Annotated in this window: 16 protein-coding genes; 5 read left to right on the top strand and 11 right to left on the bottom strand. The window is 65.5% G+C overall.

Annotated features, from left to right (window positions below; genetic code table 11):
• Window positions 1–136: 136 nt before the first annotated feature.
• From QFW81_RS03725 to QFW81_RS03700, 6 genes are all read right to left on the bottom strand, one after another.
• Window positions 137–772, bottom strand: a complete 636-nt coding sequence (locus QFW81_RS03725) for a class I SAM-dependent methyltransferase (protein ID WP_280577221.1) — start codon at window positions 770–772, stop codon at window positions 137–139.
• 153 nt (window positions 773–925) lie between these two features.
• Window positions 926–1870: a glycosyltransferase gene (locus QFW81_RS03720; RefSeq protein WP_280577220.1), complete on the bottom strand. Its 945-nt coding sequence runs from the start codon at window positions 1868–1870 to the stop codon at window positions 926–928.
• Window positions 1867–3357: a lipopolysaccharide biosynthesis protein gene (locus QFW81_RS03715; RefSeq protein WP_280577219.1), complete on the bottom strand. Its 1491-nt coding sequence runs from the start codon at window positions 3355–3357 to the stop codon at window positions 1867–1869. Before QFW81_RS03715 ends, QFW81_RS03720 begins: the two co-directional genes overlap by 4 nt.
• An 85-nt stretch (window positions 3358–3442) precedes the next feature.
• Complete coding sequence (locus QFW81_RS03710; RefSeq protein WP_280577218.1) at window positions 3443–4093, bottom strand: acetyltransferase; 651 nt, start codon at window positions 4091–4093, stop codon at window positions 3443–3445.
• The gene (locus QFW81_RS03705) at window positions 4090–5259 is read right to left on the bottom strand and encodes a DegT/DnrJ/EryC1/StrS family aminotransferase (RefSeq protein ID WP_280577217.1); all 1170 of its coding nucleotides are present in this window, start codon (window positions 5257–5259) and stop codon (window positions 4090–4092) included. Before QFW81_RS03705 ends, QFW81_RS03710 begins: the two co-directional genes overlap by 4 nt.
• Before the next feature lie 22 nt (window positions 5260–5281).
• Window positions 5282–6133 (bottom strand): glycosyltransferase family 2 protein, encoded by an 852-nt coding sequence (locus QFW81_RS03700; protein WP_280577216.1) that lies wholly within the window; start codon window positions 6131–6133, stop codon window positions 5282–5284.
• 135 nt (window positions 6134–6268) lie between these two features.
• Between QFW81_RS03700 and pilB the strand changes: the two genes are divergently transcribed.
• The 4 genes from pilB to coaE all read left to right on the top strand — a co-directional run bounded on the left by pilB (window position 6269) and on the right by coaE (window position 11363).
• Entirely contained in the window at window positions 6269–7993 is a 1725-nt protein-coding gene (pilB, locus tag QFW81_RS03695) for a type IV-A pilus assembly ATPase PilB (RefSeq protein ID WP_280577215.1), read from the top strand.
• Between the two features lie 206 nt (window positions 7994–8199).
• Entirely contained in the window at window positions 8200–9477 is a 1278-nt protein-coding gene (locus QFW81_RS03690) for a type II secretion system F family protein (protein WP_425603965.1), read from the top strand.
• A gap of 6 nt (window positions 9478–9483) precedes the next feature.
• Window positions 9484–10344, top strand: a complete 861-nt coding sequence (locus QFW81_RS03685) for a prepilin peptidase (RefSeq protein ID WP_280577214.1) — start codon at window positions 9484–9486, stop codon at window positions 10342–10344.
• A 221-nt stretch (window positions 10345–10565) separates the two neighbouring features.
• Complete coding sequence (gene coaE, locus QFW81_RS03680) at window positions 10566–11363, top strand: dephospho-CoA kinase (protein ID WP_280577213.1); 798 nt, start codon at window positions 10566–10568, stop codon at window positions 11361–11363.
• Here coaE and QFW81_RS03675 read toward each other — a convergent pair.
• The 3 genes from QFW81_RS03675 to QFW81_RS03665 form a co-directional block, all read right to left on the bottom strand.
• Entirely contained in the window at window positions 11327–12358 is a 1032-nt protein-coding gene (locus QFW81_RS03675; protein ID WP_280577212.1) for a Nudix family hydrolase, read from the bottom strand. The two genes, coaE and QFW81_RS03675, sit on opposite strands and share 37 nt — an antisense overlap.
• 183 nt (window positions 12359–12541) lie before the next feature.
• Complete coding sequence (gene secA / locus QFW81_RS03670; RefSeq protein ID WP_280577211.1) at window positions 12542–15271, bottom strand: preprotein translocase subunit SecA; 2730 nt, start codon at window positions 15269–15271, stop codon at window positions 12542–12544.
• A gap of 453 nt (window positions 15272–15724) precedes the next feature.
• Window positions 15725–16636 (bottom strand): peptidoglycan DD-metalloendopeptidase family protein, encoded by a 912-nt coding sequence (locus QFW81_RS03665; protein WP_280577210.1) that lies wholly within the window; start codon window positions 16634–16636, stop codon window positions 15725–15727.
• Between the two features lie 76 nt (window positions 16637–16712).
• Between QFW81_RS03665 and QFW81_RS03660 the strand changes: the two genes are divergently transcribed.
• Window positions 16713–17135 (top strand): DciA family protein, encoded by a 423-nt coding sequence (locus tag QFW81_RS03660; RefSeq protein ID WP_280577209.1) that lies wholly within the window; start codon window positions 16713–16715, stop codon window positions 17133–17135.
• A gap of 348 nt (window positions 17136–17483) precedes the next feature.
• Here the strand turns inward: QFW81_RS03660 and lpxC are convergent, their stop codons facing one another.
• Together lpxC and ftsZ are read right to left on the bottom strand one after the other, a co-directional pair.
• Window positions 17484–18392: a UDP-3-O-acyl-N-acetylglucosamine deacetylase gene (gene lpxC / locus QFW81_RS03655; RefSeq protein WP_280577208.1), complete on the bottom strand. Its 909-nt coding sequence runs from the start codon at window positions 18390–18392 to the stop codon at window positions 17484–17486.
• Window positions 18393–18808: 416 nt separating this feature from the next.
• On the bottom strand, window positions 18809–20050 hold the full coding sequence (ftsZ, locus tag QFW81_RS03650; protein ID WP_280577207.1) for a cell division protein FtsZ: 1242 nt from the start codon (window positions 20048–20050) through the stop codon (window positions 18809–18811).
• Window positions 20051–20115 lie beyond the last annotated feature (65 nt).

Genomic DNA, 20115 nt, shown 5'->3' with positions numbered 1-20115 from the left:
CGGACCGGACTACAAAATATGGGCCAAGCATCAGTAGCGTACGCGGTGCCTCCCCTGTGAGACAGCGCGCCCCATTCCGTTGGACCGTGAAGAAGCTGCACGGCCAACGGCACCTTCGATCGGACGACGATACGGCTCAGCTTGGTTTCCGGAACAGGAAGAACGGCTCCCTCGGATTCACCCCGGCTAACGAGTGGTCCACGCCAGATAACAGTCCAGCGTGCGTCCCGGTCTCCGGGCGCAAGCCCGAACTCGAGATGCGCTCGACAATATCCCTGCCGAATAACCTGACGTGGTCTTCCTGTCCGTAGGCATGCAAACGTGCCATGTCGTCGACGACCCCATGGTCACACCAGGTCTTGTGGAGCACCGGGCTATACGGCGTCTGCAGGATCGCCCACCCACCCTTTGCCAGTACCCGGCTGATCTCCTGTACGGCCTTTGCGTCGTCATCCACGTGCTCCAGCACGTGGTTTGCCATGACCAGGTCGAACGATTCATCCGAGAAGGGCATGGCTGCGATGTCTACCTTACGGACTTCTGGGGAAGTCGGGTAAAGGTCGCATTGCACGTAAGAAACAGGCGACCGCGCCGCGATCAGGCGTGCAAGTCGTCTCTCAGGCGCGAAGTGCAGGATGCGCATTCCACCAAGATCTGTTAACAGGCCTGTCGTCTGCATGTACAGCAGCAAGTGTCGCTCCCGGTCGTGGGCGCCGCAACGTGGACATTCGTGGTGGTCCACGTCGCTGCCGACGACGTCGAGTGCTTGCATGAGGGGCGCCACCCCCTTGGAACCCGACCGATATGGCATGAAACGCCAGACACGATGGCCGCAAATCACGCAACAGCGCCGTCCACCGGGGATCCATCCGGCAACGAGGTAAGAAATGATCTTTGTGATCCGCATGGCGATGCCTTGCTCGTTTCAGCGCCGATAGAGCACGTTGCGGTGATCTCGGCCGCGTAGCTGGCCGACGAGCATCTTGCCCATCATCCGCATGATGTTTGCCACTACCAAGGCAGTTGTCCGCCCAGTCCTATAAGGAGAGGCTGCGTATACGCGAGCGCCCCATGTACGAAGGAGCTCTGGATCACGCGTACGTACTGATCGAAAGAAGACCCGTCGCAGGAAATCGGTGATGCCGTGCGCGTAGTCGTCATCAGTAACAAGGTCGCGCGGTACACTTTGTATCGCCCGCCAGTACAGTTCACGCACGTGAGCGTTCGCAGACAAGATCATCGAGCCTTGCGAGTTCAACCGATAGGCCGTCAGCGGCTCCCCAATATGCCCCAGCCGGCCACGCTGCGCTTGCCACAGATGCACCTGATAGTCGATCTGCTCGATAGACGATGCCCAACCCGGCCGGTCCATCGCCCTGAAAAGTACAGAACTGTTGTTAAGAAAGTTACCCCTCCGCAGCAATCTAGCAAGATCTATCTGCTCATCTCCGACATCATTGAATACCCCACACCTCATACCTGACGCATCTACGGTGATTGCATTGGTATAGACCGCATCGCATTCGGGATGATTCGCAAAGAACTCAAGCTGTCTCGACAGCTTTCCAGGCAGCCAGAAGTCGTCACCGTCGACTCGTGCGATGAAGTCTCCCTGAGCACGGCCCAGCAAATCACTAATATTCGCGATTGCGCCCATGTTTCGAGCGCGCCGAAGGTGAAGCAGGCGTGATCCATTCTCAGCTGCAAGCTTCTCTAGGACCTCGCTTGTTCCATCGGTGGACGCATCGTCACCCACCATGACCTGCACATCCGCGACAACCTCCTGTTCCAGGATGCTGCGCAGACACCTCTCGATTAGTCCAACTTGATTATAAGTCGCCACACAGACGCTGATCACCGGACGCGTCATGGACTCTTTCCTTCCTGCCCGGAATTACGGTCACCAAGGAGTGTCCTCAGGAACTCGAGCAAATCTTGCCAAGCTTGCATTCTGAGCGAGGCCGCCAACCCGACATAGGCCACACTCATCGCCAGTAATCCAGTAGTGAGCTTGGCTGGAGCGCTAGGCACCAGATTCGATGCTAGCCAAGCTAATCCACCCGATGCCAAGCTGAGCAGAACAATAGGCGCCAACTCAATCAACTGTTCGCGTGTGCCACAGCCGAGCAGAGTTCGCGAGTACCACGTATTGATCACCACGCATAAGAGACTCGAAAGCAATACCGCCCATGCTATCGCCAGCACCCCGAAATGGCTCGCAACCAGGATCAGGGGAATTGAAACAAGCGCCTTGACAATCTCCAGTCTCAGCACAATCTCGGAACGGCCTCCCGCGCTGATTGCCGCCAAGTTCAGGATGTGCAGTGGCCAGAATGCCGCCGCTAAAGCTAGTACTGACAGCATAGGGGCCGAAGGCAACCAAGCTGGGCCATACAGAACGGTAATCAGCGGGTTAGCCATCGCGGCGATAGCAGCCATGCTCGGCAGGAATACGAACATGGAAAGACGCAAGGAAAGCCTCAAGGCACGCGCCAGCTTTACGGGCTGCGTAGCAACAACAGAAAAAATCGGTAAGCCGACGCGGTTGAGCAGGCTGCTCATAAACTGCGCTGGTGCCTGCTGGGTTTCCTGCGCCATCGTATAGAGGCCGAGGGCTCTGGCGTCGAACAGACGGCCGATCAGTAGCGACTGGAGCCGAACTGAGAACACATTGAGTAGGTTTGCCAACAACAGGAATCCACCGAAACGGAACAATCCGGCGAACGCCCTCCGCTCGAAGCGGCCGCGTGGGCGCCACCCGGACAACATCCACAACAAAACTGCACGCAGTGCAGCTCCGCAGATGATCTGCCAGGCCAGGCTCCAGACCCCGTGCCCCCGCCAAGCCAGCCAAAGCGCCAGCGCGCCCGAGCCCAGTGAGGCGATCAACTCCGCCGTGGAGCGGGTACGGAAATCCAGTCGCTTGCTCAACAGCGCATTGGGGACTGCGGCAAGCGCTCCAAGCGGCAGAACCCACAACAACAGATGAAGCAGGGGCACCAGAACCGGTTGCGAGTAGAACTGCGCGATCGACGGCGCGAGCACCCACAACAATGCCGCGAGTGCGCAACCCGCAGCGAGGTTCACGAAAAATACACTTGTTTCGTCGTCGGCGCTGGTGTCCTGCTTCTGTACCAATGCGCTACCTAGGCCACCCTCGACAAGTAGCGCAGCAGACGTGGTGAAGACCAACAGCATAGCCAGCAGTCCGAAATCGACCGGCCGCAAAAGGCGAGCCAACACCACCATGATGACGAACTGCACGCCGTAGCGCGCCGCAATCTCCAAGACACTCCACCATGCTGCGTTGGCGGCGCGATGCGCAAATGACGCAGGGTCGCTCTGTTTTGCGATCATCGTGGAGCAGCATAGGTCAAAAGAATCAAAGTATCTTGACGCGCCCCTAGAGATACGCGCGTCTCCCGCGGCTGAAAAAGAGGCTTCACGGTTTGCTTAGCGCAGGCACGCCGGCGACCGTTGCTCCGGCTTCGACATCTCGGATCACGCACGCCCCGGCCGCGATGACGGCTCCGTCACCGATGACAAGTGGAGTTCCAGACTTCCCGTTTATAATGTTTGCGCCTGTACCTATTAGTACGCCTTCCCCTACATGCACGTGTCCGGATATATGCACGCCCGGTGACAGGGTGGCAAAATCGCCAAGCATAACATCGTGACTAAGTGTGCAACCGATATTTATATGTACGTGTCGACCAATACGCACGTTAGTGGTAATGATAGCGCCGGCACAAACAATCGATCCAATGCCAATATCGACCAGATTTGATCGAGCTACTGCGGGGTGCACCAATGTCACAGCGGTGAGTTTTCGGGCCTCGCATTCCGCGACTAGGCGGCGGCGCGTAACGATATCGCCGACCGCGACTATGTAGTGCGAACGATCCCTAGAAAGTGAATCGAATGCAATGACAGGGACTCCATTGACCGTGTTGGTGTCGAGATAGCGCGACTCCACTACGAACATCAAACCTATCTGTTCACCGTGAACATCTCGTGCGAGCCAGGCGACCTCGCGCCCGGAGCCACCGGCTCCGACGATTAGTAGTTTCTGCAGAGGCGCGCCTTCTATCATTGAGTGCGAAGCATTCGAATGGCCGAGGCGACCAACTCGATGTCGTCCGATGAGATTGCGGAACCATTCGGCAATACCAGGACACTACCTGCCAGCCTATCGGTTTGGGGCAACAGCAGGCCTGCGTGAGGATACAGATCCCGGTAAGGCTTCATGCGATGGCAGCCTGGCCAGAAATACTTGCGTGCCAGGATATTCTCCGCTTGTAGTCCGGCGACGATCTGGTCGCGGCTCTTCGGGTAGTCATCATGCACCTCAATCACGACGTACTGGTAGTTGGGATCATTGCATTCGTCATAACCGAGAAGGCTTATCCCATCTATCCCGTTAAGACCTAAGGCATAGGCACGATGATTCCTGCGATTCGCCTCAACGAAATCTGGCATAGCGTCGAGGTTAACCAATCCCATGGCCGCGTTGATCTCCGGCATCTTGCCGTTCGTTCCTGGATGGATGACGTCGTCGTAACCGACGAAGCCGAAATTGCGCATCAGGCGCATGGCCTCGGCCAGCTCATCATCGTCAGTGACTACAGCTCCACCCTCAAAGGTGTTAAACACTTTCGTCGCGTGGAAACTGAGCACTTCGCACCGCCCGAAACCGCCGACCTTGCGGCTTCCAAGGCTACAATCGAAAGCATGCGCTGCATCGAACATCAGCTGCAACCCGTGTTCGTCAGCAAGGTCTTGCAATTGGTCGACCGGTCCAGGCCGGCCCCACAGATGCACTCCAATGATGCCAGTGGTCCGCGGCGTGATCATGCGCCGCACGGCATCGGGATCTAGGTTATGCGTTGTCGGGTCGATATCCGCAAAAACCGGTGTAATCGCCTGCCAATGAAGTGCGTGGGCAGTGGCAATGAAAGTGTAGGAAGGCACAATGACCTCGCCTTCCAACCCCAAGGCACGGATGGCGATCTCGAGAGCGACGGTGCCGTTGCACATCGCGACGCAGTTCCGCACGCCTAGCCGCTTTCCGATTCGCTGCTCAAGCTCCTGTACGAGCGGTCCATTATTGGTTAGCCAGCGTCGATCATAGATCTCGGTTGCCAGCCGCATGAAAGCGTCCCGCTCGCCCATATTGGGCCGCCCAACATGCAGGGGCTCCGCAAATGCTGGCGGTGCTCCATTGATCGCGAGGTCAGCTTTGCTGCGAATCTGCTTCATGAGGCGGAATCCGGCGCGACAATCAGTTCGTTCGACGGTAGGTCAGACTGGTAATCTGCTCCGAGATCAACCCAATCAGGAACACGATGACCGATGCGCTCATTAAAAGTGCGCTCATGTTGGTGAAGCGGCCTTCCGTTGTAAGCGTCCAGGCGTACCAGCCTAGCCCCAGCAAAAAGAACGTCGCCGCAGTGGGTGCGAATAGTTTGAGCGGTGAGTACAGGGTGGCGATGCGAAAGATGATCAGCAGGAAGCGGATGCCGTCGCGCAGCGGGCGTAGGTGGCTCCTGCCGATGCGCTTGGCAACCGGGATCGGAATGTAGGCCACCGGATAGGCGTTGCGAAAAAACGCCATCGTGCTGGTGGTGGGATAGCTGAAGCCATTCGGTAATAGGTACAGGAACTCCCGGAAGCGCTCGGCGCGGACTGCACGGAACCCCGAGGTCAGGTCCCTCACCGCGAAGCCAGTCATCCGGCTGGCCAGCCAGTTGTAGAAAGCATTGGCCGCACCTCGATGCGCCCCTGCCTGCCCCGCCCAATCGCGAGAGCCGACCACCATGTCATAGCCTTCGGCCAGCTTGGACAACAGCGCTTCGATACAGCCCGGATCATGCTGCCCATCGGCATCCATGAACACCAGGACATCACCGGTGGCTGCCCGTGCACCACGCTTGATCGCCGCGCCGTTGCCCATCGGGTACGGGCTCGTCAGAACCCTGGCGCCGAACTCGGCGGCCACGGCAGCGGTGTCGTCGCTGGAGCCATCGTCCACCACGATCAGCTCGGCGTCGGGCTGGGCCGCCCGCAGGCGCGGGAGGGTCTGGCGCAGGCCTTCGGCCTCGTTCTTGGCAGGCAGGATGACGGAAACTTGCATGGGCTCCCCTTCTGGCCGTGAAAGGGTAGCCGAAACCGTGGCGCCCGTCGGCCACTTGCCGGCGGGACCGTGGCGCCGGTCGCTATGGCACACGAAATGCTTGCGGTACAGTCGCCCTACCTGAGGAGGTCCCCCATGAACGCTGTCGCCACCCCCAACCTCGTCGGCATCACCGGCATTGCACGCCGCCTGGTCATGGACGGGGCGCTGGACGAGGCGGCCGCCCGCGAGGCGCTGGACAAGGCCACGACCGAGCGCAAGCAGGTGGCGGCCTACCTGCGCGAGCACAAGCTGGTCAGTTCCGCCCAGATGGCGGCGGCGAACTCGATCGAGTTCGGCATGCCGGTGTTCGACCCCTCGGCCATGGACGCCTCGTTCAGCGCGGTGAAGCTGGTCAGCGAGGACCTGCTCAACAAGCACCACATCCTGCCGCTGTACAAGCGCGGGGCCAAGCTGTTCGTGGCCACCTCCGACCCGACCAACAGCCATGCCCTGGACGAGATCAAGTTCCACACCAACCTGGTGGTCGAGCCGATCCTGGTGGACGAGGACACCATCCGGCGCACGCTCGAGCTGTGGATGCAGGCATCGGATGCCTTCGGCGATGCGCTGGACGATTCGGACGGCCTTGAGAACCTCGACGTCGAGGCCGGGAGCGAGGACGAATCCCGCGACACCGGCGCCGAGGGCAAGGACGACGCGCCGATCGTCAAGTTCGTCAACAAGGTGCTGATCGACGCCATCAAGCGCGGCGCGTCCGACATCCACTTCGAGCCCTACGAAACCGACTACCGCGTGCGCCTGCGCGTGGACGGCATCCTCAAGCAGTCGGCGAAGATGCCGGTCAAGCTCAATTCGCGCATCACCGCGCGCCTGAAGGTGATGGCGCAGCTGGACATCGCCGAGAAGCGGATCCCGCAGGACGGCCGCATCAAGCTCAACCTGAGCAAGACCAAGCAGATCGACTTCCGCGTCAGTACCCTGCCCACCCTGTTCGGCGAGAAGGTGGTGCTGCGTATCCTCGACGCCAGCGCGGCCAAGCTGGGCATCGACAAGCTGGGCTACGAGCCCGACCAGCAGAAGCTGTTCGAGGAGGCGATCCACAAGCCGTACGGCATGGTGCTGGTCACCGGCCCCACCGGCTCGGGCAAGACGGTCTCGCTGTACACGGCGCTGGGCATGCTCAACGACGAGATCCGCAACATCTCCACGGTCGAGGACCCGGTCGAAATCCGCCTGCCCGGCGTGAACCAGGTGCAGCAGAACGAGCGCCGTGGCATGACCTTCGCCGCCGCGTTGCGCAGCTTCCTGCGCCAGGATCCCGATATCATCATGGTCGGCGAGATCCGCGACCTGGAAACCGCCGAGATCGCGATCAAGGCTGCCCAGACCGGCCACATGGTGCTCTCCACCCTGCACACCAACGACGGCCCCCAGACCATCTCGCGCCTGATGAACATGGGCATCGCGCCCTACAACATCACCAGCTCGGTGACGCTCGTGATCGCCCAGCGCCTGGCGCGGCGGCTGTGCGAAAAATGCAAGAAACCGGTGCAGATCCCGGACAACGCGCTGCTGGCCGAGGGCTACACAGAGAAGGAGATCAACGAGGGCTTCACCGTGTTCGAGGCCGCCGGCTGCGACGACTGCACCAACGGCTACAAGGGCCGGACCGGCATCTACCAGGTCATGCCGATGACCGACGAGATCGCCACCATCATCCTGGAGGGCGGCAACGCCCTGCAGATCGCCGAGGCTGCCCAGCGCTCGGGCGTGCGCGACCTGCGCCAGTCGGCCCTGCTCAAGGTGAAGAAGGGGATGACCAGCCTGGCGGAGATCAACCGGGTGACCAAGGACTGATCCGATCCGGGGCCGGACGGGGACTGACGCACGGCGGGTGATTCCCCTGGCGCGGGCCCCGCCTGGACGCGGTTCGACCGGCTGGGGAGCGCACTCCAAACCCTGCGCGCCGTCACAGAGTTGAATTTCACTTCCCTTCCTAAGCAGTTACCATGCAAGGGAATTCGCCCGGCCGGGGAGGCCGGGCACACCCAGGGGATATTGCGATGGCCGTGACCCGTTCCGCCGCCAAGACCGCCGCCCGTGGCACCGCCAAGCCGGTGCGCGAAGGCGTGACCATGCCGATGTTCGTCTGGGAGGGCACCGACAAGCGCGGCAAGAAGATGAAGGGCGAGCAGCAGGCGCGCAACGCGAACCTGCTGCGTGCCGAACTGCGCAGGCAGGGCATCCAGCCGGGCGTGGTCAAGCCCAAGCCCAAGCCACTCTTCGGTGGCGCCGGCAAGAACGTCACCGCCAAGGACATCGCGGTCTTCAGCCGCCAGCTGGCGACGATGATGAAGTCCGGCGTGCCGATCGTGATGGCGCTGGAGATCATCGGCAACGGGCAGAAGAACCCGAAGATGAAGAAGATGGTCGACGACCTGCGCATCGAGCTGGAGTCGGGCTCGTCGATCTACGAGGCGATGAGCAAGTACCCGGTCCAGTTCGACGAGCTGTACCGCAACCTGGTGCGCGCGGGCGAGTCCTCGGGTGCGCTGGAAACGGTGCTCGACACCATCGCCACGTACAAGGAGAACATCGAGTCGATCAAGGGCAAGATCAAGAAGGCGATGTTCTACCCCATCGCGATCATCGGCGTGGCGATCCTGGTGTGCGCCGTGCTGATGATCTTCGTGGTGCCCATCTTCAAGGAACAGTTCGCGAGCTTTGGCACGGAACTCCCGGCGTTCACCGCGCTGGTGTTCGGGTTCTCCGAAATCCTGGTGAAATGGTGGTGGGCGTTCCTGATCGTCGCGGTGGCCGCTTTCGCCACCTTCATGTACATGTACAAGCGGTCTACGAAACTGCAGCACACGGTCGACCGGTTGATGCTCAAGATCCCGGTGATCGGCCAGGTGCTGCGGAGCTCGGCGATCGCCCGCTTCGCCCGTACCCTCGCGGTGACGTTCAAGGCCGGCGTGCCGCTGGTGGAAGCGATGGACAGCGTGGCCGGTGCGACCGGCAACCGGGTCTACACCGACGCCGTGCTGCAGATGCGCGACGACGTGTCGGTGGGCTATCCGCTCAACATGGCGATGAAGCAGGTCGGCGTGTTCCCGCATATGGTGGTGCAGATGACCGCCATCGGCGAGGAGGCCGGCGCGCTCGACACCATGCTGTTCAAGGTCGCCGAGTTCTACGAGGAAGAGGTGAGCAACGCGGTCGACGCCATCTCGAGCCTGATCGAACCATTCGTGATGGTGATCATCGGCACGATGGTGGGCGCGATCGTGATCGCGATGTACCTGCCGATCTTCAAGATCGCGATGACCGTGATGGGCTGACGCCGGATGGCGTATCTCGACCAGAACCCCGGGCTCGGCTATCCGCTGGTGGCCGGGCTCGGCCTCCTCGTGGGCAGCTTCCTCAACGTGGTGATCCTGCGCCTGCCGCGGCGCATGGAGTGGGAGTGGAACCGCGACGCGCGCGAGGTGCTGGGCGAACCCGAGCTCTACGACCCGCCGCCGCCGGGCATCGTGGTCGAGCGCTCGCACTGCCCGCACTGCGGCCACCAGCTGTCGTGGTACGAGAACATCCCGGTGTTCAGCTGGCTGGCGCTGCGCGGCAAGTGCCGCAATTGCAAGGCGCCGATCTCGATCCAGTATCCGCTGGTCGAACTGCTGACCGCGATGCTGTGCGTGCTGTGCGTGTGGCGCTTCGGCTTCGGCTGGCAGGGCTTCGGCGCCTGCCTGCTGACCTGCGTGCTGGTGGCCCTGTCCGGCATCGACCTGCGCACGCAGCTGCTGCCCGATTCGTTGACGTTGCCGCTGATGTGGCTGGGGCTGATCGCGGCGCTGGACAACCTCTACATGCCGGCCAAGCCGGCGCTGCTGGGGGCGATCGCGGGCTACGTGAGCCTGTGGTCGGTGTGGTGGGTGTTCAAGCAGGTCACCGGCAAGGAAGGCATGGGCCACGGCGACTTCAAGCTGCTGGCCGCGCTCGGCGCCTGGGTGGGCTTGGCGGGCGTGCTGCCGATCATCCTGCTCTCCTCGGTGGTCGGCGCGCTGATCGGGTCGATCTGGCTGGCAGTGAAGGGCCGCGACCGGGCCACCCCGATCCCGTTCGGCCCCTATCTGGCCATCGCCGGCTGGATCGTCTTCATGTGGGGCGACCAGCTGATCGGCATGTATCGCGGCTACGCGGGCATCTGACCCGCGCTGCGGCGCCCCCTCCGGGTCTTGGGATGCCGCGCCTTACCTTCTTCGCCTGGGGACGCTTTCCCTTTTCCCGTTTAAGGGACGCTTTCCGCTCTCCCGCTTGGCGGGGGAAGGTGGCCCGAAGCGCGGGATGAGGGAGCAGGACGCGCGACGCGGGCTGGCCCAATCAGCGGTCCCGACTGGGCGGACGCCAGCGCCGCGGGCACAATCGGCGGATGGCCGATTACGTGGTGGGACTGACCGGAGGGGTGGCCTCCGGCAAGAGCGAGGTGACGCGGCGCTTCGAGGCGCTGGGGATCACCGTGGCCGACGCGGACCTGGCCGCGCGCGATGCGGTGGCGATCGGCAGCGAAGGCCTGGCCGAGGTGGTGGCGGCCTTCGGTAGCGAAGCGCTGGCCGCGGATGGCTCGCTCGACCGCCCCGCCATGCGCCGGCGCGTGTTCGCCGACGACGCGGCGCGGCTGCGGCTGGAGGCGATCGTGCATCCGCGCGTGCGCGCGCTGCTGCAGGCGACCTGCGCGGCGGCGCCCGGGCCCTACGCCGTTGCCGCCATTCCGCTGCTGGCCGAAGTGCTGCCGGCAGCACCAATGGCCGCGATACCCTCCCCTGCGGCGGCGACCCAGCCTCCGCCTGCGACCATGGCCATGTCCGGGCCGGCCCCGGCGCATTCCTTCGGCGCCGGGGCGGGCGCTGTCGCCGACGCCCCTGCTGCTGTGCGCGACGGCGGGGCGCACGCCGTAACCGGCACCGGGCGTGATGCCTATCCCTGGCTGCGACGGGTGCTGGTGATCGATGTACCGGTGGCGGTGCAGCGCGCGCGCCTGCTCGCCCGAGACGGCATCGACGCAGCGCTCGCTGAGCGGATGATCGCGGCCCAGGCCAGCCGCGTGCAGCGGTTGGCGATCGCCGACGACGTGCTGGTCAACGACGGTCCGCTGGACGCGCTCGACGCCCACGTGGCCGCGCTGGATGCGCGCTACCGGGCGCTGGCGGCAGCGGCCGCGCCGGGCTGACCGGCGGGACCGTCTCCCCACAATCCACGGATCGCGGCCACGCCCTGGGCGCCGTGGCTGCGCGCGGTGGCGATGTCGTCGACGCCCAGCCCGCCGATCGCATACAGCGGCAGCGAGACGTGCTCGCGCAGTGCCTCGAACCGCGCCCAGCCGATGCCCGGCTGGCCCGGATGGCTGGGCGTGGCCTGCACCGGCCCGACCAGGGCGAAATCGCAGCCGAGCGCCTCGGCCAGCGCCAGTTCGTCCGCATCGTGGCAGGACGCGGACAACAGCTGGCCCGCGGGCACGGGCCGGCTCCCGCACCCGCGCAGCTGCGCCGCGGGCAGGTGCAGGCCGACGCCGGCCTCTTGCGCGAGCGCCGCGTCGCCATTGACCAGCAGTTGCGCGCCGACCGCCCCACAGGACTGGAGCGCGGCGGCAAGCAGGCGACGGCGCCGGTGGTCGTCCACGCCGTGCAGGCGGAACTGCACCCGCCGCACCCCGGCGGCGAGCGCACCGGCGAGCGCGTCGAGCCAGGGACCATCGTCTTCGCCGGGCGACGGCGTGACCAGGCAGCGGTCGGGCTGCATCAGCGCCGCGACCACCGGGCGGTCGGGCGCGGGCATGTCGTAGCGCGCCAGTCGCCCGGGCTGTACCCAGGCCAGCGCCTGACCCTCGCAACCCTTCGGCGTGCCGCGCCATGCGCGCACGTGGCGCACGTCCAGGTGCAGGCGCCGGCTCGGCGTGAGATGCGGCACCACCATCAGCGGCGCGCCGATGTCGACCTCGATTCCGAGCTCCTCGCGCAGCTCGCGCACCAGCGCGCCGTCCGGTGTCTCCCCGGGATCGACCTTGCCGCCGGGGAACTCCCACAGTCCGGCCAGTTCCCGACCCGGCGCGCGGCGCGCCAGCAGGATCCGCCCGCGCGCATCGGTGATGACGCCGGCCACGACGTGCACGGAAGGCCGCGACTGCGGTACGTCGCCACCTGCATCGGCAGTGGACGGCGGGATCATCGCGCGGGCACCGCACAGCCTGGGCGTGCAGCGTGATCGTGCAGGGCCGTGGACGGCAGACGTCCCGAACGATCGCGGGCGGGCGGACCGCTGCCCCCCCGGCCAGGCGGCGGAGCCCCGAAAGACCCGCGCATCACCGCTTGAAACCTGGGCCCGGCGCAGGCGGCCGGGCGAACCGCCTGGTCAGGCCAGCTGTCCATGGCAGTGCTTGTACTTCTTGCCGCTGCCGCAGGGGCACGGGTCGTTGCGGCCGATCTTGGCGCCGTCGCGCACGATCGGGGCCTGTCCGCCCTGCTGGTAGTCGGGCTGCGCCGCTTCCTCGTCGGCGCCAAAGCCGCCGGCGCTCTCGTGCTGGAACTGGGCCTGGCGCAGGCGCGCCTCGACCTGCGCCCGCTCCTGCGCCTCGATCGCGGCCACCTCGTCCTCGCTGCGCACGCGCACGCGCGCCAGCAGGGTCACCACCTCGCGCTTGACCTTGTCCAGCATCTCGCTGAACAGCTCGAACGCTTCCTTCTTGTACTCCTGCTTGGGCTGCTTCTGCGCGTAGCCGCGCAGATGGATGCCCTGGCGCAGGTAGTCCATGCGGCCGAGGTGCTGCTTCCAGTTGTCGTCGAGCACGTTGAGCATGATGTGCTTCTCGAGCGCGCGCATCGTCTCGGGGCCGACCTGGGATTCCTTCTCCGAGAACACCCGGTCGAGCGCCTCGCGCACGTGGTCCTGGATGCCTTCGGCGTCGAGCTCCTTGCGCTCGGCGGCCATGCGCTGCAGCTCCAGGCGCAGGCCGAACTCCTGCTCCAGCGTCGCCTCCAGGCCCGGCAGGTCCCACTGGTCGTCGATGGATTCGCGCGGCACGTGGCGCTCGACCACGTCGGCCACCACGTCGCCGCGGATGCCGTCGATGTTCTCCTGCACGCTCTCGGCCTCGAGCAGCTCGTCGCGCTGGCCGTAGATCACCTTGCGCTGGTCGTTGTTGACGTCGTCGAAGTCGAGCAGGTTCTTGCGGATGTCGAAGTTGTGGGCCTCGACCTTGCGCTGCGCGTTCGCGATCTGCTTCGACACCAGCGGCGACTCGATGATGTCGTCTTCCTTGAGCCCCATGCGCGCCATCACCCGCTGCACCCAGTCGGCGGCGAAGATCCGCATCAGGTTGTCTTCGAGCGAGAGGTAGAAGCGGCTCGAACCCGGGTCGCCCTGGCGGCCGGAACGGCCGCGCAGCTGGTTGTCGATGCGGCGCGACTCGTGGCGCTCGGTGCCCAGGATGTGCAGGCCGCCCAGGGCGACCACCTCGTCGTGGCGCTTCTGCCACTCCTCGCTCACGCGCGCCTTCTCGGCCTCGGTCGCGCCCTCGCCCAGCGCGTGCAGCTCGGCCTCGAGCGAACCGCCGAGCACGATGTCGGTACCGCGGCCGGCCATGTTGGTGGCGATGGTGACCGCCTTGGGACGGCCGGCGTTGGCGACGATGTGCGCCTCGCGCTCGTGCTGCTTGGCGTTGAGCACCTCGTGCGGGATCTTGTCCTCGCGCAGGAACTTCGACAGCAGTTCGGACACCTCGATCGAGGTGGTGCCCACCAGCACCGGCTGGCCGCGCTCGAAGCAGTCCTTGATCTCGGCGGCCACCGCGCGGTACTTGCCGTTGCGGTTGAGGAACACCGCGTCGGGGTGGTCGATGCGGATCATCGGCCGGTGGGTCGGAATCACCACCACTTCCAGCCCGTAGATGCTGTTGAACTCGAACGCCTCGGTGTCCGCGGTGCCGGTCATGCCCGAGAGCTTGCCGTACATGCGGAACAGGTTCTGGAAGGTGATGCTGGCCAGCGTCTGGTTCTCGCGCTGCACCGGCACGCCTTCCTTGGCCTCGACCGCCTGGTGCAGGCCGTCGGACCAGCGCCGGCCCACGAGCGTGCGGCCGGTGAACTCGTCGACGATCACCACCTCGCCGTCGCGCACGATGTAGTCGACGTCGCGCTGGTAGATCGCGTGCGCACGCATCGCGGCGTTGAGGTGGTGCACCACGTGGATGTTGTGCGGGGCGTACAGGTCGTCGCCGGCCTCCAGGATGCCGGCCTTGTGCAGCAGTTCCTCGGCGTGTTCCTGCCCGGCCTCGGACAGGTGCACCTGCTTGCCCTTCTCGTCGACCCAGAAATCGCCCACGCCGTCCTCGACTTCCTGGCGCTTCAGCGAGGGCACGATGCGGTTGACCTTGATGTACAGCTCGGGCGATTCGTCGGCCGGGCCGGAGATGATCAGCGGCGTGCGCGCCTCGTCGATCAGGATCGAGTCCACCTCGTCGACGATGGCGTAGTTCAGGCCGCGCTGGTAGCGGTCGGCCTTGGACATGGCCATGTTGTCGCGCAGGTAGTCGAAGCCGAATTCGTTGTTGGTCCCGTAGGTGATGTCGGCGCCGTAGGCGGCATGCTTGTCGGAATGCGGCATGCCCGGGTAGACCACGCCCACGCTCAGGCCCAGCCAGTTGTAGAGCCTGCCCATCTGGGCGGCGTCGCGGCGCGCGAGGTAGTCGTTCACCGTCACCACGTGCACGCCCTTGCCCTCGAGCGCGTTGAGGTAGCAAGGCAGGGTCGCGACCAGGGTCTTGCCCTCGCCGGTGCGCATCTCGGCGATCTTGCCCATGTGCAGGACCATGCCGCCGACCAGCTGCACGTCGTAGGGGCGCAGTCCCAGCACCCGCACGCTGGCCTCGCGACACACGGCGAACGCCTCGGGCAGCACCTTGTCGAGCGACTCGCCGTTGGCGACGCGCTCGCGCAATTCTGGGGTCTTGGCCTGGAGTTCGGCGTCGGACAGGGCCTGCATCTGCGGCTCGAGGGCGTTGATCTTCTTGACCACGCCGCCGAGTTGCTTGACGAGGCGGTCGTTGCGGCTGCCGAAGACGCTGGTGAGCAGGCGATTGAGCATGGATGTACCGGAATGTGGGCGGGACCGGGGCGCGCGCAGCGCGCTCTGCCGGCAAATGAAAAAGGGCGCAGTGGCGCCCTTTTCGATGGCAACGCGCATTGTACCGTGGTGGCGCCCGGGGGCGTTTGCAAGGGGGCGCCGGACGGTCCTAGAGCGGCCTGGATGACGAACGCGTCGCCACGCGAGACACCGGCGAACCACCGCTTCTGCTTCAAAACAAGCTGGATCGAGCAGCGGTACCAGCGCTGTCCGCGCGTGAGCCCGGCCTCCCCCATGGAAGGAGCGCAGGTCCGGGGGATCCTCACGAAACCTCCGACGTCGACCACGGAGCGGATGCGGTGCCCTCGCGGGCATGCTCCTCCCCCTACGGCTGTGCCCTCAGGCGCGTTGCCGGTGAAGGGTCCGCCGCAACAACCGACTGCCGGAAGCCCGACAGCCGGACGCCTCGCAGCCTCAGCCCCGCTTCGCGCCCACTTCGCCGAGGAACTTGCGCGGGTTGTGCACGCGCCCGTTCTCCCAGACCTCGAAATGCACGTGCGCACCGGTCGAACGCCCGGTGGAGCCGGCCTTGGCGATCTGCTGTCCCACGCGCACCAGGTCGCCGACCTTCACGCTGTTGCGGGAGTTGTGCGCGTAGCGGGTGACGAAGCCGTTGCCGTGGTCGACCTCGACCACATTGCCGTAGCCGCTGCGCACGCCGGAGAAGCTGACCACGCCGTCGGCGACCGTCATCACCGGATCGCCGGTGTTGGCGTCGAAATCGATGCCCTTGTGGAACTGGCTGCCGCCGCCGAACGGATCGGCGCGGCCGCCGTAGCCGGAGGTGATGTAGCTGCTGGCCACCGGCGAGCGCGAAGGCACGGCGTTGCGCTCGAGTTCCTGGTCGAACAGCAGGGCCTCGAGCACCGAGAGCTGGCGCCCGGCATGCCCGAACTGGGCGTCGACGTCGTCGAGGCCGTCGACCAGCTGCCGCGCCGCCATGTCCTGGCTGGACTCGGCGCCGCCGAGGGCGACCGGCTTGTCGAAATCGAACTCGCCGTCGCCCAGTTTCGCGATCCGGGTCAGGCGGTCGCCCAGCGCATTGAGGCGGTTGGCCTGCGCCTGCAGCTCACCCAGGCGCGCGGCCAGTGCGTTGACCTCGCGCTGCGCCTCGCGGCGGGTGGCGTCGAGCGTCTGTGCCTGGCCCGAGACCTGCTGCTGCAGCCGGTTCACGGTGGCCGCGTTCAGCGCGCCACCAAGGACGATGCCGGACCCGGCGAGGACGATGGCGGCGGCGAGTGGCTTTTGGACCAGTCGCGCCTGCAGGCGTTGGCCGAGCGCGCGAAGCGTCGACAGGGTCTGCACGGAGATTGTGTGTAAAGTCATGTGCCTGATGTCTGATTCCTATCCACGGCGGTCCAGTTCGCCAAAGGTGCCACCTGCTGCGGATCGCTCCGCGACCATGCAGACGGCGCTCGATGCACTGCTGTCCGGTACCGCCGGAGATCCGGTGCGCCACGCCCTCGGGCTCGATGCACTGGACCGTCAACTGCGCCCCCTCCTGCCTCCGGCGCTGGCGCCGCATGTGCGGCTGGCCAACGTGGTCGACGGCAGGCTGGTGTTCCTCGTCGATTCCCCCCTCTGGCATGCCAGGTTGCGCCTGGCCGCCAGTGAACTGCTCGACGCCGCCCGCTCCATCGGGCTGCAAGTGCGCGAGGTCACCATCAAGGCGACCAAGGAACCGTTCCTGTCCCCGACCACGCGTCGCGCTCCGGTGCCGACGACGGCGCGGGGCACGGGCCGGTCCGCCGCGACGGACGATGCGTTCCGCGCTGCGCTGGCGGCCCTGGATGGGCCTGCGCCTGGCGAAACGCCGGGCGACTGAGCCGCCCCGGCCTCCGCGTGGACGGTTCCCGGCATCCTGGCCGGCCCACGCGGACAGCGCATCCTATCGGCCAGGACCATGTGAAACGTTAATGGTCCGCTCTGCAAAAGCCTAAATTTCGTTAGAAAAACGTTATATCCGCGCATTCACCGCGTGAAATGTGACATGTGCCCGCATTCGCGTCCGAGCCTGAGAACAGCCTGAACTTCGCGATATGTGCCATGGCGGGCATGGCTCCGCCAGGCAGGGTTCACACGCAGGACGCGCTCGTCCTGCCGGTCGTTCGACCGGCCCACGGTGAGGCGCGAGGGATCAGGCGGGACCCGGTCCAGGTGCGGGCCAGTGGCATCAGGCCGTCAACGGCGCGCCGTAGGCGACCGGCGCGGGCGCGGCCTTCGGGAACGTGACTTCTTCCCATGCGGTGCGATCGGCCAGCAGCGCGCGCACCAGCTTGTTGTTGAGCGCATGACCGGACTTGTAGCCCTCGAACGCGCCGAGGATGGGATGCCCGGCGAGGTAGAGATCGCCCACCGCGTCGAGGATCTTGTGGCGCACGAACTCGTCGGCGTAGCGCAGGCCGTCGTCGTTGAGCACGCGGAACTCGTCGAGCACGATCGCGTTGTCCATCGAGCCGCCGAGGCCGAGGTTGCGCTCGCGCATGTACTCCAGATCGCGCATGAAGCCGAACGTGCGGGCGCGGCTGACCTCGCGGATGTAGGCGTCGGTGGAGAACTCGATCTGCGCGCGCGACTGCGACTTCGGGATCGCGGGATGATCGAAATCGACCGTGAAGCCGAGGCGGTAGCCGTCGTGCGGCTCGAAGCGCGCGATCTTGTCGCCCTCGCGCACCTCGACCGGCCGGGTGATGCGGATGAAGCGCTTGGGCGCGTCCTGCTCGACGATCCCCGCCGACTGCAGCAGGAACACGAAGGGGCCCGACGAGCCATCCATGATCGGCACTTCGGCCGCAGAGAGCTCAACGTAAAGGTTGTCGATGCCCAGGCCGGCCAGTGCCGACATCAGGTGTTCGACCGTCTGCACCTTGGCACCATCGCAGGTCAGCCCCGTGCACAGGGTGGTCTCGCTCACCAGTTCGCCGGCGGCCGGAATCTCGACCACCGGGTCGAGATCGACGCGGCGGAACACGATGCCGGTGTCGGGCGTGGCCGGGCGCAGGGTGAGGAACACCTTCTCGCCACTGTGCAGGCCGACGCCGGTGGCGCGGATCACGTTCTTGATGGTGCGTTGCTGCGACATCGGGTCACGGCCTGTGGAGGGCGGGGCTCCCGGAATTGGGGGCAACGACGCAGATTATCATCCTGCGCCCTGAACTGAACGAAAGCAGGACCGTGCGACGCCGCGCCCGAAAAAATCCGCCGCGCCGGTCCGGCCGCGGCGGTGGAATCGGACAAGGGTTGGCTTGCTGGCTGCATGCAGGCGGAGCTCGGCGATTCGCATGCGGCGCGGTGACGCGCGACGGGACGGTTCCCTGCGCGCATTCATTGCCCCCATCCGCCTTCGCCACCTTCCCCGCGAGCGGAGAACGAAATGCGGAGAGACGCAGGGTTCCGTATACGGCTCCGGTGTCCCCTCCGCCTTCGGCGCCTTCCCCCGCGAGCGGGGGAAGGACAGGCAGGAGGCACAGGACAGGTGACCGGCCGACAGGGCTGAGATCAGTCCGCCTGGCGACGCAGGAACGCGGGGATGTCGAGGTAGTTGCTGTCCCCGAAATCGGCCACCTGCGGCGCCGCAGCCGGTTCGCTCGCGGCACTGCTGCGACCGCGCAGACCCGCGGCGATGCTGCTGCCCGGGTTGAAGGCCTCGGTGGTGTCCTCGACGAACATGCCGGTGGTGCCGTCGCGCTTGCCGGTGTTGATCAGCTGCACGTGCGGGCGGCGCGCCACGGCGTCGGTCTGGCCGAGGTCCGAATGACGACCGCTGTGGCGCACGGCCGCGCGGTTGAGGCCGGTGGCCACCACGGTCACGCGGACGTCGTCGGCCATGTCCGGATCGAGCACGGTGCCGATGACGATGGTCGCGTCCTCGCTGGCGAAGTTCTCCACGGTGCGGCCGACTTCGTCGAACTCGCTCATGGTGAAGTCCGGGCCGGCGGTGATGTTGACCAGGATGCCGTTGGCGCCGGCCAGGTTGACGTCGTCGAGCAGCGGGTTCTGGATCGCCGCTTCGGCCGCGGCCTGCGCGCGGTCGTCGCCGCGGGCGTGGCCGGTGCCCATCATCGCCAGGCCCATCTCGGACATGACGGTGCGCACGTCTGCGAAGTCGACGTTGATCAGGCCCGGGCGCACGATCAGGTCGGCGATGCCCTGCACCGCGCCGAGCAGCACGTCGTTGGCGGCGCGGAAGGCCTGGATCATGGTCGCGTTGCGGCCGAGCACGGTGATCAGCTTCTCGTTCGGGATCGTGATCAGCGAGTCGCAGTGCGCCGACAGGTCCTCGATGCCCTTGAGCGCGACCTGCATGCGGCGGCGGCCTTCGAACGGGAACGGCTTGGTCACCACGGCCACGGTCAGGATGCCCATCTCCTTGGCCAGCTGCGCGACCACAGGCGCCGCGCCGGTGCCGGTCCCGCCGCCCATGCCGGCGGTGATGAACACCATGTCGGCGCCCTGCAGCGCGTCCATGATGATCTCGCGATCCTCGAGCGCGGCCTGGCGCCCGACTTCCGGGTTGGCGCCGGCGCCCAGGCCCTTGGTGACGTTGGTGCCGAGCTGCAGCTGCAGCTTGGCGCCGCAGTTCTTGATCGCCTGCGAGTCGGTGTTGGCGGTGATGAACTCCACGCCGTCGACGCTGCTGCCGACCATGTGCGCGACCGCGTTGCCGCCGCCACCGCCGACGCCGATCACCTTGATCACGGCGTTGGGAGCCATCTTTTCCACGAGTTCGAAATGTGCCATGTCCTTGTCCTCTCTAGTTATTGATTGTCGTGTCGTGCCGGGGTGCCGCAAACCGCTGGGAAAAT

This window comes from Luteimonas kalidii (genome assembly GCF_029887935.1).
GTDB classification, from domain to species: domain Bacteria; phylum Pseudomonadota; class Gammaproteobacteria; order Xanthomonadales; family Xanthomonadaceae; genus Luteimonas; species Luteimonas kalidii.
This window is presented reverse-complemented; position numbering and strand designations above follow the sequence as displayed.